General features: G+C 59.4%; 13 protein-coding genes and 1 pseudogene. 10 read left to right on the plus strand and 4 right to left on the minus strand.

The annotated features are described in order from the left end of the window. Positions 1 to 889: 889 nt before the first annotated feature. From XI04_RS27915 to XI04_RS27925, 3 genes are all read right to left on the minus strand, one after another. Entirely contained in the window at positions 890 to 1,051 is a 162-nt protein-coding gene (locus XI04_RS27915; protein ID WP_271595717.1) for a hypothetical protein, read from the minus strand. Between the two features lie 197 nt (positions 1,052 to 1,248). After that, positions 1,249 to 1,653: an extracellular solute-binding protein gene (locus tag XI04_RS27920; protein ID WP_271623864.1), complete on the minus strand. Its 405-nt coding sequence runs from the start codon at positions 1,651 to 1,653 to the stop codon at positions 1,249 to 1,251. A gap of 39 nt (positions 1,654 to 1,692) precedes the next feature. Then, complete coding sequence (locus tag XI04_RS27925) at positions 1,693 to 1,851, minus strand: hypothetical protein (protein WP_271595715.1); 159 nt, start codon at positions 1,849 to 1,851, stop codon at positions 1,693 to 1,695. A gap of 97 nt (positions 1,852 to 1,948) precedes the next feature. On the opposite strand from XI04_RS27925, the pseudogene XI04_RS27930 reads away from it, so the two are divergent. From XI04_RS27930 to XI04_RS27965, 8 genes and pseudogenes are all read left to right on the plus strand, one after another. Further along, a pseudogene (locus XI04_RS27930) lies at positions 1,949 to 2,525 on the plus strand (DNA polymerase/3'-5' exonuclease PolX); the annotation flags it as partial. Between the two features lie 653 nt (positions 2,526 to 3,178). Beyond that, positions 3,179 to 3,952 carry an enoyl-CoA hydratase-related protein gene (locus tag XI04_RS27935; protein ID WP_271595714.1) on the plus strand — a complete coding sequence of 258 codons (774 nt, stop codon included), beginning with the start codon at positions 3,179 to 3,181 and terminating at the stop codon, positions 3,950 to 3,952. A 36-nt stretch (positions 3,953 to 3,988) separates the two neighbouring features. Then, positions 3,989 to 4,858, plus strand: a complete 870-nt coding sequence (locus tag XI04_RS27940; RefSeq protein ID WP_271595713.1) for an FAD binding domain-containing protein — start codon at positions 3,989 to 3,991, stop codon at positions 4,856 to 4,858. Then, positions 4,855 to 5,334: a (2Fe-2S)-binding protein gene (locus tag XI04_RS27945; protein WP_271595712.1), complete on the plus strand. Its 480-nt coding sequence runs from the start codon at positions 4,855 to 4,857 to the stop codon at positions 5,332 to 5,334. Before XI04_RS27940 ends, XI04_RS27945 begins: the two co-directional genes overlap by 4 nt. Continuing rightward, positions 5,331 to 6,092, plus strand: a complete 762-nt coding sequence (locus tag XI04_RS27950; protein ID WP_271595711.1) for an N-acyl homoserine lactonase family protein — start codon at positions 5,331 to 5,333, stop codon at positions 6,090 to 6,092. The genes XI04_RS27945 and XI04_RS27950 overlap by 4 nt, the downstream gene beginning before the upstream one ends. After that, positions 6,046 to 8,481, plus strand: a complete 2,436-nt coding sequence (locus XI04_RS27955) for a xanthine dehydrogenase family protein molybdopterin-binding subunit (protein ID WP_271595710.1) — start codon at positions 6,046 to 6,048, stop codon at positions 8,479 to 8,481. Before XI04_RS27950 ends, XI04_RS27955 begins: the two co-directional genes overlap by 47 nt. Beyond that, positions 8,478 to 9,227 (plus strand): SDR family NAD(P)-dependent oxidoreductase, encoded by a 750-nt coding sequence (locus XI04_RS27960; protein WP_271595709.1) that lies wholly within the window; start codon positions 8,478 to 8,480, stop codon positions 9,225 to 9,227. Before XI04_RS27955 ends, XI04_RS27960 begins: the two co-directional genes overlap by 4 nt. Positions 9,228 to 9,238: 11 nt before the next feature. Further along, positions 9,239 to 10,783 (plus strand): class I adenylate-forming enzyme family protein, encoded by a 1,545-nt coding sequence (locus XI04_RS27965; RefSeq protein WP_271595708.1) that lies wholly within the window; start codon positions 9,239 to 9,241, stop codon positions 10,781 to 10,783. A 13-nt stretch (positions 10,784 to 10,796) separates the two neighbouring features. Here XI04_RS27965 and XI04_RS27970 read toward each other — a convergent pair whose 3' ends face one another. Then, a complete protein-coding gene (locus tag XI04_RS27970; protein WP_271595707.1) occupies positions 10,797 to 11,720 on the minus strand; it encodes a winged helix-turn-helix transcriptional regulator in 924 nt (307 codons plus the stop codon). A 291-nt stretch (positions 11,721 to 12,011) separates the two neighbouring features. Between XI04_RS27970 and XI04_RS27975 the strand changes: the two genes are divergently transcribed. Beyond that, the gene (locus tag XI04_RS27975) at positions 12,012 to 13,235 is read left to right on the plus strand and encodes an ABC transporter substrate-binding protein (RefSeq protein WP_271595706.1); all 1,224 of its coding nucleotides are present in this window, start codon (positions 12,012 to 12,014) and stop codon (positions 13,233 to 13,235) included. Between the two features lie 60 nt (positions 13,236 to 13,295). Then, a complete protein-coding gene (locus XI04_RS27980) occupies positions 13,296 to 14,846 on the plus strand; it encodes a 4-hydroxyphenylacetate 3-hydroxylase family protein (protein WP_271595705.1) in 1,551 nt (516 codons plus the stop codon). Positions 14,847 to 14,877 lie beyond the last annotated feature (31 nt).

Consider the following 14,877-nt stretch of genomic DNA (forward strand, 5'->3'; position numbering starts at 1 on the left):
TGGTCCTTGCCAGAATGCTAATGTTAGCCCGTAAATTGTGGCTCCTGGGTACCTAGCACCTCCAAGCACAAGGGAGATAATTCCGGCAACGATAATCCGCGAGCCCTTAACGGTTGCAAGCTGGTCAGCGATCCGCGAAAGAATCTTGAGTACCTTCTCGCCGGCATCTCGTAATGCGATCGGGTCTCTTCATCTGCGATGGATTCAAGGTCCGTGGCGATTTTATCCATTGAGGCGACAACTTCGGCAGCCGAGTTTATCCGCAGTGTTCGGAGAGCTTCAGCGGCCTCATGTATCCGCGAAGCCAGCTGGTGACGCGTCTCGCGCGGGGTCATATCTATTCCCGGCATCGTTGAGCCGGCAGGAGTTGGCATCGCTTCAAGAACATCTCGGATTGCTTCGGCCAGAGCCTCGCGTGCCCTTTGTTCGGTTTCATCGTCCGTGGCCTCTCACGGGTAGACAACAAAGCGATAGTCTTTGCGATCAAAAGGCATGCGTCCGCCATCCTGAGCTAATAGAACAGTGGGCAGCTTCGTCGCATGGCGCACCCGAGTTCGTAAAATCCGTCGAACGTCAGATCAGTCAAATCTGCGATAACCCAATCCGCCGCTAGAACGTATTCCATGATTGCTTGATTGATCGAGCCGGGTTCTCGAAATGATTGGAAGTGAGTTATTTCAAGATTGGGAAAGCTTTCCATCACAGGAGCAACAAGCGTCTCAAAGACGACCTCGCTCCCATTGGTTGGCGGGGCATCTTTGATGCCTAACGTCGAGAGTAAACGCAACTTTTCGTAGCCATGAAGTCACCTAGTCAAAAACGGTCGCGAAGCGTGTCCTCCAGCTTGCGAGTCGCGGAGGGCGATGCCTCCCGTGCGATATCCAGTCAGTTATTGCGGATAGGCGCGGGGCTTTGCGGCCCAGACCTTGTAGACGGCTTTCTGGCTCTCGATGCCGACCTTCTCGGTGATCGCGTCGAATTGTTGCGCCATGCGATCGAGAATGGCCTTGGGCTCTTCGCCGGCCCACAGGCTCGAGATCGCCTTGGTCATCGCCTCGTCGTACTTGTCCTGTTGCAGGAGCGAGAGATCGAGCAGGCCCTTCTCGCCCGACGTCTTGATCGTATCGAGATAGGCTGGAGCGTCAGACCAGAGCGCACGGTATTTCTCGCTCGCGTAGTGCGAGAGGCGGAACGGATCGCGCAGCGTATAGGGGAGCTGGACGCGCTCGAGGCTGGTCTGCTTGCTGTTCAGCCACTGGATGAAGAGATAGGCGCTTCCTTGTTCTTGCTGGTGGCCGACACAGATAGATCGAAGCCGACGCCGAGCTCCGGGCGACCGAGAGGGGTGAGCGCATAGCCGACCTTGCCGGCGACTTGCGATTTCGGCACCCACTTCAAAGCTTCCTCGCCCGAGCCGTAGCCCGCGGCCCAGCGGCCGTAGGGCGGCCAGGAACTCGTCATCGCGGTCGTGCCCTGAAGGAACGCAGCGAGATTGTCGACGAAATTCCACTGCTCCACGCCTGGCGGCATGAACTTGTTCTCCGCCAGCATCTGCTTGAACACCTTGAGGCCGACCTCGCCATTCACCGTCGCCTTCATAGTGTCGGCATTGAAGAACTTGCCGCCCTCCATGCGGAAGCGTTCCTGGAACATGTATTGCGGATAGGGCGCGCTGCGGAAAAAGCCGGCGCCTTAGACTTTCGTCGCCATCTTGTCGGTGATGAACTGGCCGATCTCGTCGAACTGTTTCCAGTCCTTTGGCGGCGCCAGCTCGTAGCCGAACTTGGCCTTGAACTCGTCCTTGATCTTCGGATCGTCGAAGATGTCCTTCCGGTAATAGAGCAACATCACGTCGCCATCGTCCGGGAATCTGCCCTATTCGCCTAACTCAATCCGCTCGCGCGGCAAACGGCCCCGGCTCGTGCGACCACCATGTGCAACGCTAGATGCTGCCAGGCTGCCCTTCATCGCTCCGGAGCTCAGGGAGGGGCGCGGCGAAATTGAGCTGGTCCTGAAGGGCAAGCTGCCGAAGCTCTTCACCGACGGAGAACCCGCGCGGAATCCTTCACTCCCACGCCGATAACTCGGACGGGATCGAGACCCTGGAGACGATGGCGAAGAGCGACGCGCCAGCGCGGATACGATGTATTTCGGGGCGCGCAGCAGCATCGAGCAGCCGACCGGCTCAACAAAGCGCTTCGGCAAGGATTTCCGGATCCTTAGCGGCATCGAGTCGGACATTCTGGCGGACGGCTCGCTTGACTACGATGACGAGGTGCTTGGACGTTTCGACTTTCGTTGTCGCCAGTATCCACGGGCGCTTCATGCTGGACTGCAAGACGAGACGCAGGGACTGCTTCGGGCCGCTTCCGATCCTCACACGATTATCGTCGGCCACATGACCGGGCGGCAGCTACAGCGCCGCCCTGGCCACGAAATCGACCTGTGCGAAACACGTCGTGGTCGAGATCAACTCACATCCATGGCCTCTTTACTTGGATTGGCGTTGGCACCAATCGGCGCTTGTCCTCGTCGTGGAACGCGACACCCTTGTGCGGCCGTGATTGTGGGGGCTGGTGCGGCCGGCTGCCTACTCGCAAGTCGCCTCTCGGCGGATGATATCGCAACAGGCTGTCTCCTCGAGGCTGCTCCCGTGGACCGCAACCCATTCATTCGTGTACCAGCGGGGTTTATCAAAACGCTTCGATGCTTCCTCCACCTAGCAATTCAAGACGGATCCGACCGCTCGGACTGGTGGTCGACCTATCTAGACAGCTCAGGGCCGCACGCTAGGAGGCAGTTCGTCGATCAACGGCATGGTCTATAACCGTGATCAGTGTTCCATGAAATTTTGCACAGCCTCGAATGGGCGCTGGCTGGGCGTCGGCGGTGAACCATCGCGTAGAGACAGTCTATTCGACGACGTCAATCGTTCTCTAGGTAGCGCCACCTGAGCAAGGGCAGCAGAGTTGACAGTTTGCCCGACAGATCTGCTGGCCGAACCATCGCCTGACGCTGAACTGGAAACTCGCGGGATTCGAGATGTTTCCGCAGATTGAGGTCAACGGCAAGAGCGGACTTGACTCGTTCGAAGTATTAAGTCTAGTTATGCAAGTGAGGGGTGAGCCTCGACCTTCGTCGGGTATGCTCAAACCCGTTCCAGCCCAGAGAGGCATTCGTGGAGGAAATTCGGGTCGAGCGGCGAGACGGCGTTGCGCACGTCGTTCTGAATCGTCCAGCTGTAAGGAACGCCGTAACGCTTGCGATGTGGCGGGAGCTTGCTGACATCTTCTCGAGTTACGCAATTGATCGGGATGTCCGCGGCGTGATCCTGCGTGGCTCGGACCGGAACTTCTCGGTCGGCGCGGACATCTCCGAATTCGACCGCATCAGAGAACACCGTCATCAGGCGGCCGCCTACGAAGTCGCAGTCGATGCCTGCTCGGGAGCGATTGCTGCGCTGGGAAAGCCTGTCGTCGCGGCGATCGATGGCTACTGTCTCGGAGGCGGCTGCCATCTTGCGCTCGCTTGCGATTTCCGCTTCGCCCATCTCAACGCTATAATTGGCATTCCGTCGGCGAGGCTGTCGATTGTCTACGGAGTTCACAGTGTGCAGCGCCTGCTCGCACTCACCGGCGTGTCCAACGCCAAGAGGATACTCTATTCGGCAGACCGCTTCGGCGCCGAACAAGCCATTCGGATGGGCTTGATCGACGAGCTTCACGACGATGTCGTCACGGCCGCGGAGAAGTTCCTGCAACACCTCTCCGGCAATGCACCGCTCTCGATCTCCGGCGCCAAATTCATGCTGAATGGTCTCACCATGGGCAACGGAGCGCTGGATCTGGCGACAGCACAGCGGCTCGTCGACGAGGCATCCGACAGCAGCGACTTCAAGGAAGGGCGTGAGGCTTTCTTGCAGAAGAGGTCGCCACGGTTTTGCGGAGAATAGGTCGGATGAAGAAGCATCAGGATTTGGAGAGGGCCGATGAAGCCTGCCAAGTTTGACTATGTCGCTCCAACGACCGTGGAGGCGGCCGTCGAGGCACTAGTTGCCTCGAACGGAGAGGGAAAGCTGCTCGCCGGAGGGCAAAGCCTATTACCGCTCCTCAACTTCCGGATGGCCCGCCCTTCGGTTCTGATCGACCTCAACCGCATCGAAGGACTTTCCTATATCAAGGACCGGGGCGATAGCATCGCGATCGGCGCGCTGACCCGCCATCGTTACCTCGAACATTCGCCACTCATTGCTTCAAAGCTTCCGGTCTTGTCGGCCGCAATGCGGCACGTGGCTCATCTGGCTATACGCAATCGCGGCACAATCGGCGGCAGCTTGTCCCATGCGGATCCCGCCGCCGAACTGCCGATGCTAACGGTATTTTACGATGCAACCATATCAATTCGGGGCCCGAGCGGGCTCAGGACGGTCGCCGCGGAGGAGTTCTTTGTCGATGCTCTGACAAGTTGCCTAGAGCCCGACGAGATCGTCGTGGAAATCGAATTTCCGGTCCTCGATCACGACGGGTGGGCATTTGAAGAGGTCGCCCGCCGCTTCGGCGATTTCGCGCTGGCGAGCATCGCTCTGTCCGTTCGTCGCACGGGTGCCAGGCTTGAGGATGCGCGCATCGCGGTGATGGGAGTGGCCAACACTCCGCTGCGCTTGAAGCAAGCCGAGCGGGAACTCGTTGCATTGCCGCTCGACGAACAGGCTCCGGAGCTCTTTTCAGAGATCATCGCGTCAGAGGTGTCTCCGAACGACGATGCTCATGCATCGGGTGAGTACCGCACGCACCTCCTGAAAGAGCTGTCCCGGCGCGCATTGCGCACCGCTCTGATACCGACGGAGCAAGCGGCATGACAGAGATCTCGGTGAAAGTGAACGGAGAGCGCTACGACATCACTGACGTCGAGCCGCGCATGCTGTTGTCTGACTTCTTGCGCGACCGACTAGGTCTCACCGGAACGCATGTCGGGTGCGAGCATGGTGTCTGCGGAGCCTGTACCATCCTTCTGAACGGCGACAGCGCGCGCGCCTGCTTGATGTTGGCAGTCCAGACCGATGGTGCCGAAATTGTAACAGTCGAGGGACTGGGGTCGGCCGAAGAACTAAACGTCCTTCAATCGCAGTTCCGCGAGCATCACGGGCTTCAGTGCGGCTATTGCACGCCCGGTATGCTGATGACCGGTGAGGACCTGCTTCGAAAGTATCCTCTAGCTACCGATGAGGACATCCGGGAGGGGCTTTCCGGAAATCTTTGCCGTTGTACGGGCTATCAGAACATTGTGGCCGCGATCCGCAGCGCCGCCACTATGCGCGCAGGGAAAAAGTCATGAAGTTGAACTTCCTCGCCGCCGGGCGCCTTCGGATGAAGAAGAGTATCTACGTGGCCGGCGCAGAGCGGAGCGAGACGATCGATCTTCCGGTCAGCAGCGCGTTGGTTCGGCATAAGCAGGGCAATGTGCTGTTCGATACCGGATGTCATCCGTCCGTCCTCACCGACGCTGAGGGTCGTTGGGGCCCGCTCGCAAAGGTCATGAAGCCGATGATGCGAGAGGATGAGACACTGCTGCCAAGCCTGGCATGCACGGGCCTCGGGCCGGATGACATCGACATCGTCGTCAACTCGCACTTTCATCCGGATCATTGCGGTTGCAATCAGTTCTTCCGCAAGGCGACAATTCTCGCACATGCCAAGGAGATCGAAGCGGCGAAGGCGCCTGGCGCAGACGCCGCAGGATACCTCAAAGCCGACTGGGATTACGGACAGCCGATCGAGCTAGTAAACGGAGAGAAAGATGTCTTCGGCGACTCTAGTCTGGTTCTGCTTCCGCTGCCGGGCCACACGCCGGGGACGATGGGAGCGCTCGTCAATTTGGATAAGGATGGGCAGTTCCTGCTCGCCTCGGATGCCGTCAGCCTGCGCCAGAACCTCGATGCTGACGCGGCCCCCCGCAACACTTGGAACGTCGAACAGCAGTTGAAGACGTTTGCGGAGGTTCGCCGGATCGAGAAGTCCGGTGCAACGGTGATCTGCGGACACGACGATGCGCAATGGCAAGGCTTGCGCAAAGGCGGCGACAGCTATGAATAGAGATCATCGCGCCAACCCCTCCGACGTGCAGCGCCCGAAAAACGTCGGCGCGCCGATAAGGCGCACCGAGGATCCACGCCTGCTCGCGGGAAGCGGTGAATACACCGCCGATCGAAAGCTGGATCGGCCGTTGCATATCGCCTTCCTACGCAGCGCCCAGGCGCATGCCAGACTTGTGCGGATCGACACGTCTGCCGCCCTGGAAGCGCCGGGTGTCGTGGCGGTGCTGACCGCGGAGGAGATAGCCGGCGATTTCAAGCCGGTCATCCCATTCTCTCGGATGGCGAACTACTACGCGACGCCGATTCTGCCGCTCGCCTCCGGAAAGGTCCGTTATGTTGGAGAGGCCGTCGCCGCCGTTGTCGCCACCTCCCGCTACCTGGCCGAAGATGCGATCGAATTGATCGACGTCGACTACGAACCTCTGGAGCCGGTCGCGCGCCCGGAAGCAGCGGTCGCGGAAGGTGCGGCTCTGCTCCACGAAGAGGCTGGGACGAACGTCCTGATCGCCCGCGAGTTCAAGAAGGGGGACGTCGAAACCGGTCTGGCTGGCGCCGCGGTGAGGGTGGGTGGGCGTTTCGAGATGACTCGAAAGGCGGCGCTTGCGATGGAGCCGCGCAGCTACGTTGCCGAATACGAGAAGCGAAGAGATGCGCTCACGCTCTACACGTCCTCGAACATCCCAGGCATCATCCGCGATGCCATCTCGGAATCGCTCTCGCTTCCAGGACATCGCCTGAGGGTGGTCGCCCCCGACGTCGGTGGCAGCTTCGGGTCGAAAGGCTCGCTGTATCCGGAGGAGCTTCTGATCTGCATCGCCGCACGCAAGCTGCGCCGATCGATCAAATGGACGGCGGACCGGCTCGAAGACATCAGCAGTAGCAGTCAGGCTTTTGCCGAGATCGTTGACGCCGAAATGGGCTTCGACGAGAACGGCATGGCTACCTCTCTGCAAGCAGACGTGATCGGCGACGTCGGCGCCTTTTCCATCTATCCGTGGACTTGCGGCCTGGAACCCGTGCAGGTCGTCAGTTTCCTGCCCGGCCCCTACAAGATCCAATCATATCGCGGCGCGGTTCGCGGTGTAGCGACTTGCAAGCCGCCGACCGGACCCTACCGAGGTGTTGGCCGGCCTGTTTCGACCTTCGTTTGCGAGCGTCTGATGGACATGGGCGCCAAGGCACTGGGGATCGATCCACTCGAGATCAGGCGCCGCAACATGGTGCGGGCTGAAGAATTCCCATACCGGATCGCGTCCGGCATCATTTGGGACAAGACTGGCTTTGTGGACTGCTTGGAGGCTGCCGCCGAGGCAGCGGGCTACGATAAGCTTCGAACGCAACAGTCCGAGGCCCGCAAACGTGGGCGGCTTTTCGGGATCGGCATCGCTTCATACGCGGAACTGACCGGCATCGGCTCACGTATAGCGGTCGCGCCAGGCATGCCGATCAATACGGGCTCGGAAACGGCGAAGATCACGATCGATTCGACCGGAGGCATCACCGCAGCGTTTGGCGTCGCCTCCCATGGCCAGGGCCTCGAGACGACTTTGGCGCAGATCGTTGCCGACGACCTCGGTGCGCGCTTCGAGGACATTCGCGTCATTCAAGGTGATAGCGACGAGGTCCCGATGTCGACCGGGACGTACGCCAGCCGCAGCGCGGTGCTCGGCGGTGGTGCCGCGAAGCATGCCTCAGAGATCCTGAAGGCCAAGATTAAGAGGGTGGCATCGCATCTCCTGGAAGCTAACGCGGATGACCTCGAAGTCTCCGAGGGAATGGTGACTGTACTCGGCACCGATCGCACAGTGTCTTTCAAGCAGATTTCCAAGGCCGTCTATTCCGACATGAAGACCTTGCCGGTCGATGCGCGGGAAGAGCTGACTGCGAGCTACACCTACGATCCGGTCAATGGCACAACCGCGGCGGCAACCCACATCGCGGCGGTCGAGATCGATCCGGCGACGTGCTTCGTAAAGATCCACAAGTTTGTCGTCGCCGAGGATTGTGGCCGCATCATCAATCCGATGATCGTGGATGGTCAGGTCCACGGGGGCGTCGCACAGGGCATCGGTGCCGCGCTGTTCGAGGAACTCATCTACGATGACGATGGCCAACTTCTCAGCGCGAGCCTTGTCGACTACGTGATTCCGTCGGCCCCGGAAGTGCCGATGATGGATGTCGTCCACGTCGAAAGCGAGTCCGCGGTGGCGGGCGGGTTCCGCGGTATGGGCGAAGGCGGCACAATCGGTGCGCCGGCGGCGATCGCCAACGCTATCGCCGACGCGCTATCGCCCCTCGAGATTGACGTCTCGATCCTTCCAATGACCCCGGAACGCATCTTCAGGCTTATCCAGAACGCAAAGCTTAGAGCAAAGGAAAAAACATGACGGACCTCAAAGGACGTGTCGCGCTGGTCACGGGAGGCGGCCGCGACGTCGGCGCTGCTATCTGCAAGATGCTGGCGGAACGTGGCGCGTCCGTCGCAGTCAATTACCACAGTTCGAAGGTGGATGCAGAAGGAGTCGTCGCTGAGATCGAAAGGACCGGCGGAAAAGCAAAAGCCTATCAGGCCGACATCGCTGATGCGGATGTCGTCAAGAAGATGATCGCCGGCATCAAGAACGACTTCGGTGGCCTCGATATTCTCGTCAACAACGCGGGCCTGGTATTTCGAAAAAAGTTCAGTGAGAGCACGCCGGAGGATTGGAAGAAGCAGGTCGACACCTGTCTTTACGGCGCATTGAACTGCTCCCATAGCGCGGGACCGCTACTTGAGGCGTCGGGCCATGGACGCATCATCTCGATTATGGGCGACTCCTCGCGCGTCGGCGAATCCGGGCTCGCGATCGGCGCAGCCGCGCGCGCCGGAACGATCGCGCTGATGAAATCGCTGGCTCGCGAGTGGGGCCGTTCGGGCGTTACCGCGAACTCGATCTCGCTTGGTCTGATCGAGACCGCACACGACAAGGCCTGGGTCGAAGCTAATCGCGACAAATTGGTCAAGGCCTACGCCATTCGTCGCCTGGGCCTGCCATCGGATGTGGCTCCCCTCGTAACCTTGCTCGCCTCGGACGCCGGCGCCTGGATTACCGGCCAGGTCATCAGCGTGAACGGCGGATATTCGATGGTCTGAGGGAGGCGGCGATGCTCAATGTCGATCTGATCGCACCTATTGCGAGGCTCATGGAGCGTCAGGCGAAAAGCCGACCGGAGCAGGTGGCGTATTGGGATTCGGCGCGGTCAATCACCTACGCACAACTCGCCGACCGTACCGCCTCAATCGCTGCGAACCTGACGAGGGCAGGGTTGAAGGAGGGCGACAGGCTCGCGGTGTACTTGCCGAATGGGGTGAACTGGATCGAAGCCTGCTTCGCTGCGTTGCGGGCCGGGGCCGTTGTGGTGCCGATCAGCTTTGATGCAGCCGAGGGGGAGGTCAGCTATCGCCTGACCGACGCCGACTGCGGTATTATCGTCACAGCGGGTGCCCGAAAGGACCTGCTGGAAAAGATCTGTCGGGACGCGAGTATCTCGCCGACAGTGATCTTCGCTGGGCCGGACGCCGGTGGAGCCGGAGTATCTATGGAGGACCTCGCTAAGGCGCATGGCGCGGCGTCGCTCGATCCGGCGGACATCGATCGATCTTCGTTTATCATCTACACGTCAGGAACGACGGGACGGGCAAAGGGCGTGCTGTTGTCGATCCGCGGTATGCTGTGGATTTCGGCAGCGTGCTGGGCGCCGATCGCCGAATTGACGAGCGAGGACGTGATCCTATCGCCGCTTCCACTCTTCCATTCCTATGGTCTGAACCTCTCGGTTCTTGGTGTGCTTGCAGTCGGCGCCAGTCAGCACATCATGGAGCGCTTCTCGCCGCAGCAGGCGCTCGAACTGCTCCAGACCGGCAAATATTCGGTCATGCCGGGCGTGCCAACGATGTTTCACTACCTTTTGCTCCGCGCGCAGGAGGCCGGCATCGAGCGTTTGGGAGCCGTGCGCCTGTGCATCTCGGCAGGCGCGATCATGCCCGCGACTTTGAACAAGGCGTTCGAGGAACGCTTCAAGACGCGGCTTCTCGACGGATACGGTATCACCGAGACATCTACGATGGTGACCATGAACTGGCTGCACGGCGGCAGGCCGATGGGATCGTGCGGCCTTCCGGTGCCCGGCCTCGCGGTCCGCATCGTCGATCCGTCCTCGCTTGAGGACGTCCCGATCGGCGAGGAAGGCGAACTGATCGTCCGCGGGCCGAACCTCATGCACGGCTATCACAACAAGCCTGCGGAAACTGCTTCGGCGCTGCGCAAGGGTTGGTATCATACCGGCGATCTCGCGAAATCGGACCGGTCGGGCTATCTGACGATCACCGGCCGGATCAAAGAACTGATCATTCGCGGCGGTCAGAACATTGCGCCGGCCGAGATCGAGGAAGTGGTCGTGAAGCACCCCCAGGTCAGGGATTGCGCCGTCGTCGGGATGCGGCACGCGACGTTAGGCGAAGTGCCGTGCCTCTTCGTTGTCCCGAAGGATGAGGCTCTCGACGTCCCCGCGCTGCTGGAGCATTGCAGGGCGCATCTCTCCTCATACAAGATCCCGGAATCTACACATCTCGTCGGAGAAATTCCACGCACGGGGTCTGGCAAAATCATGCGCTTCAAGCTCGTCGAGGCCTTGAGTGCCCAGGCTTGATCCGCGCGCGCATTCAGTCGACGGAGCGCGGACCAAGCGCGCCAAAGGATTTCGGATCGTAGGCGAGACGATACCGCATGTCTGCGGCTACGATCGGCGTCTTGCACCGATCGCAATCGACGACAGGATCGAAGTCGTGGCCGCACTTGATGTGCGTGAGGATAAGGGGCGGCTTTCCCTTCGAAAGCCAGCGATCACCCCATCTCAGCATGGCGATGAAGGGACCGTAAAGCTCTAAACCCATGTCCGTTAGCAGGTATTCGTAGCGGTCGGGAGAAGTTTGATAGCGTCTCCGTCGGAGCACTCCCCTGGCGACCAAGCGATTCAACCGATCAGTCAGGATATTGGGTGCGATTGAGAGCTCATTGAGAATCTTATCGTAGCGCCGGTTGCCGAAGAATCCTTCCCGGACGACCATAAAGCTCCATTTGTCGCCGATGATCTCAAGGGCGCGAGATACGGAGCTGGGGCGACCGAGCATGAACCGGCTTCCATCCGAAGGGCGCCGTGTATTACGACCAGCTTTCGCCGGACTGCGGCCGGCGCCAGGTCCATCGCGGTATTTCGCGTCGCGCGCCGAGATGCTTTCGCCGCAATGGGAGCACGTGACGATCGGGTGACTTTCGCAGCCGCAGGTCGCGTGGACAAGCGTCAGTGGAGGCGGCTTGCCTTTGGACAGCCAACGGTCTCCGAACTGCATGAGCGCAATAAAGCTCGGATAGAGATCGAAGCCCATTCTCGTCAGTCGGTACTCCTTCCTCTGTGAAGAGCCAGGCGCAACTTGGCGGAAGATCCCGAGCTGCGTCAGTTTTTTCAGCCGATCGGTCAGAGTGGCCCGCGGAATGCCAAGCGCTGATCGAAAGGCTTCAAAGGTCTGAGTTCCAAAAAATGCCTCGCGGATGATCAGGAAAGCCCATGCGTCCGAGACGATGTCCAACGTGCGAGCGACAGAGCAGTTGCGCTCCGTTCGTCCACCGGCAGTACGGGCAGCAGCGGCTGCCGTCTTCGATTTGGCCGATGTTCTGGACGTTTGGAGTTTAGCGGCGACAGGCATTCCGACGGTCCGTTTTCGCACAGCCGCCACGACCGGACAGCCCTGAAAGTTGCGCACCTGTAACACATCGCGCGATTGACTCGTTGAAAAAATAAGTCTAGTTATGCATGTAACAACAGTCTAGTTATGATAGTAATGGCGGGATTGGAAACCAGAAAAGGCGGGAGGCGTGTCATGAAGGGAAGAGTGAATAGGGGCCTGATCGCGGCGGCAACGATTCTGACGGTGAGCGTCGGCGCCGGTGCTCAGACCGTTACAATCTCGGACGATGTCGTGAAGATCGGCGTGCTAACTGACATGTCGGGTCAATTCTCGCACGAGTCGGGCGAAGGCGCGGTGACTGCGATCAAGATGGCTGTCGAGGATTTCGGTGGCAAAATCCTCGGAAAGCCGATTCAGGTTGTTGTCGCCGATCATCAGAACAAGCCCGACACGGCCTCCGCGCTGGCGCGCAAATGGTTCGATGTTGAGAAGGTTGACATGATCGGGAACCTGATCAATTCCTCAATCGCACTTACCGTTTCCGGGCTTGCCAAGGACAAGAATCGGATTGCCATCATCAACGGCTCCGGATCTTCTCGTCTGACTGGCGATGCGTGCACGCCGAACAGCATACACTACTCTTATGATACGTACGCGCTGGCGCGCGGAACCGGCGCTGCGCTGGCGAAGGAAGGAAAGAAGTCCTGGTACTTCCTGACCGCGGACTATGCGTTCGGGCACGCCCTCGAAGCCGACACTTCCGCTGTCGTGAGGGCAATGGGTGGTGCGGTCGTCGGATCGACACGATACCCGCCTGAGTCGTTCGATCAGTCCTCGTACCTGCTCCAGGCGCAATCGTCGAAAGCCCAGGTTGTTGCACTGGCCGGATCGGGCAACGTACTGGTCAACTCAATCAAGTCCGCGCAGGAATTTGGAATTCAACAACGCCAAACGCTGGCTGGCCTGCTCGTCTGGGAAACTGACATTAAGGCCCTTGGCCTTTCGGCCGCTCAGGGACTGGTATTGACGAACGCATTTTACTGGGACCGTGACGATGAGACGCGCGCATGGTCGAAGCGGTTCTTCGAAAAGATGAAGGTGATGCCGCACATGGGCGATGCCGGCGACTATTCGTCGACTATGCACTATCTGCGCGCGGTCGAAGCGGCCGGCACGGACGAAGCTCAGGCAGTCATGAAAAAAATGCGCGAAATGCCCGTGAATGACTTCTTCGCCAAAAACGGACGTATTCGAGAGGACGGCCGCATGGTGCACGACATGTACGTATACGAAGTCAAGAAGCCGTCGGAATCGAAGGGTGATTGGGATTTCTACAGGCTCCGCGAAGTGATCCCGGGCGATCAGGCGTTCCGTCCGCTCAAGGATAGCGCCTGCCCGATCGTGAAGAAAGGTTGAGCGAGGAGAGTCGGGTTCGAACCCGTGTGCGTCATGGCTCAAACTCAAGGAGGCATCTCGATGGATCAGGAAGTTGTCGCGGCGAGATCTGGAGTTATGAATCCGATCCGCAGTGGAGCCGAATATATCGAGAGCCTCCGCGGACGTAGATTGACAGTCTATTTGATGGGTGAGCTGGTCGATGAACCGGTCGAGCATCCCATGATCCGGCCATCGATTGATGCGGTGGCAAGAACCTACGATCTTGCAAACGAGGACCCCGCCCTCGCGTCCGCGGTATCGCCTCTCACCGGCGGCAAGGTCAACAGGTTCCTGCACATTTCCACCAGCTCTGCGGACCTCGTGATGCAGAACAAGATGCAACGTCGTCTTGGACAGCTGACGGGTACCTGTTTCCAGCGTTGCGTGGGCATGGATGCACTTAACTCACTGCACTCCGTAACCTACGATTTGGACGGAAAGTACGGCACGCACTACCACGCGCGATTCAAACATTTCCTCACACGCATGCAGGCCATGAACCTGGTCATCGGAGGGGCAATGACCGACGTCAAAGGAGATCGCGGTCGCTCGCCTTCGCAACAGTCGGATCCAGACCTGTTCCTGCACGTCGTCCGTCGAACGGCTGAAGGCGTTTTCGTCCGAGGAGCGAAAGCACATCAAACCGGATGCTTAAACTCGCATTGGCTGATCGTCATGCCGACGATGAGATTGGAGGCGGCCGACAAGGATTACGCAATTGTCGGCGCGATCCCGGTCGATGCTGCGGGCATCACCTACATTTACGGCCGGCAGTCCTGTGATACCCGAAGCACCGAAGGCGGAGATATCGACGCAGGCAACGCTCAATTCGCCGGCCAGGAAGCGATGATCATCTTTGAGGATGTCTTCATTCCGAACGAACATGTTTTCCTGGATGGGCAGGTCGAATTTGCTTCGACGCTCGTCGAGCGCTTCACCTGCTACCACCGCCGCAGCTACGTCTGCAAAACCGGTGTTGGTGACGTCCTGATTGGTGCTGCAGCAACCATTGCTGACTACAACGGTGTCGATCGCGCATCGCATATCCGCGACAAGCTCGTCGAGATGACCCATCTCAACGAGACGATCTACGGCACAGGCATTGCGGCGAGCCATCAAGGAATCAAGATGAAATCCGGTGCTTTCTTGCCGGATGAGATGCTCGCGAACGTCTGCAAGCATCACGTCACGCGGTTACCTTATGAGATCGGCCGACTGGCTCAGGATCTCGCAGGTGGGCTGATGGTGACGTTGCCCTCCGAGCGTGAGCTCAAGCATGAGAAGATCGGTCCGATGATCAAGAAATATCTGAAGGGGCGGCCTGAGATCGCAACGGAAGACCGGATTCGCATCCTTCGCCTGGTGGAAAACATGACCCTCGGAAGGAACGCTGTGGGCTATCTCACTGAGTCCATGCATGGCGCCGGCTCGCCGCAAGCACAGCGTATCCAGATCGCCCGATCGATGCAGATCGAGCTCAAGAAGGAATTGGCCAAAGCGCTCGCCGGTATTTCTTCCAGGACGCGGGCAGAGATCGAGAGCGATCTATCGACTTACATGGCCAGAGTCTTTGCGCCTGTTCCCAACTGAGCCCACAGAAGCGGGCCGATCTCGGCTATTT

The organism is Bradyrhizobium sp. CCBAU 11430 (assembly GCF_028128855.1).
GTDB classification, from domain to species: Bacteria; Pseudomonadota; Alphaproteobacteria; order Rhizobiales; family Xanthobacteraceae; genus Bradyrhizobium; species Bradyrhizobium ottawaense.

What these genes read in the sequence shown, in the direction of transcription:
- XI04_RS27945 (WP_271595712.1), top strand. Translation starts at nt 4,855, where the DNA reads ATGACAGAGATCTCGGTGAAAGTGAACGGAGAGCGCTACGACATCACT.
- XI04_RS27975 (WP_271595706.1), top strand. Translation starts at nt 12,012, where the DNA reads ATGAAGGGAAGAGTGAATAGGGGCCTGATCGCGGCGGCAACGATTCTG.
- XI04_RS27980 (WP_271595705.1), top strand. Translation starts at nt 13,296, where the DNA reads ATGGATCAGGAAGTTGTCGCGGCGAGATCTGGAGTTATGAATCCGATC.
- XI04_RS27960 (WP_271595709.1), top strand. Translation starts at nt 8,478, where the DNA reads ATGACGGACCTCAAAGGACGTGTCGCGCTGGTCACGGGAGGCGGCCGC.
- XI04_RS27950 (WP_271595711.1), top strand. Translation starts at nt 5,331, where the DNA reads ATGAAGTTGAACTTCCTCGCCGCCGGGCGCCTTCGGATGAAGAAGAGT.
- XI04_RS27955 (WP_271595710.1), top strand. Translation starts at nt 6,046, where the DNA reads ATGCGCAATGGCAAGGCTTGCGCAAAGGCGGCGACAGCTATGAATAGA.
- XI04_RS27920 (WP_271623864.1), bottom strand. Translation starts at nt 1,653, where the DNA reads ATGTTCCAGGAACGCTTCCGCATGGAGGGCGGCAAGTTCTTCAATGCC.
- XI04_RS27940 (WP_271595713.1), top strand. Translation starts at nt 3,989, where the DNA reads ATGAAGCCTGCCAAGTTTGACTATGTCGCTCCAACGACCGTGGAGGCG.
- XI04_RS27965 (WP_271595708.1), top strand. Translation starts at nt 9,239, where the DNA reads ATGCTCAATGTCGATCTGATCGCACCTATTGCGAGGCTCATGGAGCGT.
- XI04_RS27915 (WP_271595717.1), bottom strand. Translation starts at nt 1,051, where the DNA reads ATGACCAAGGCGATCTCGAGCCTGTGGGCCGGCGAAGAGCCCAAGGCC.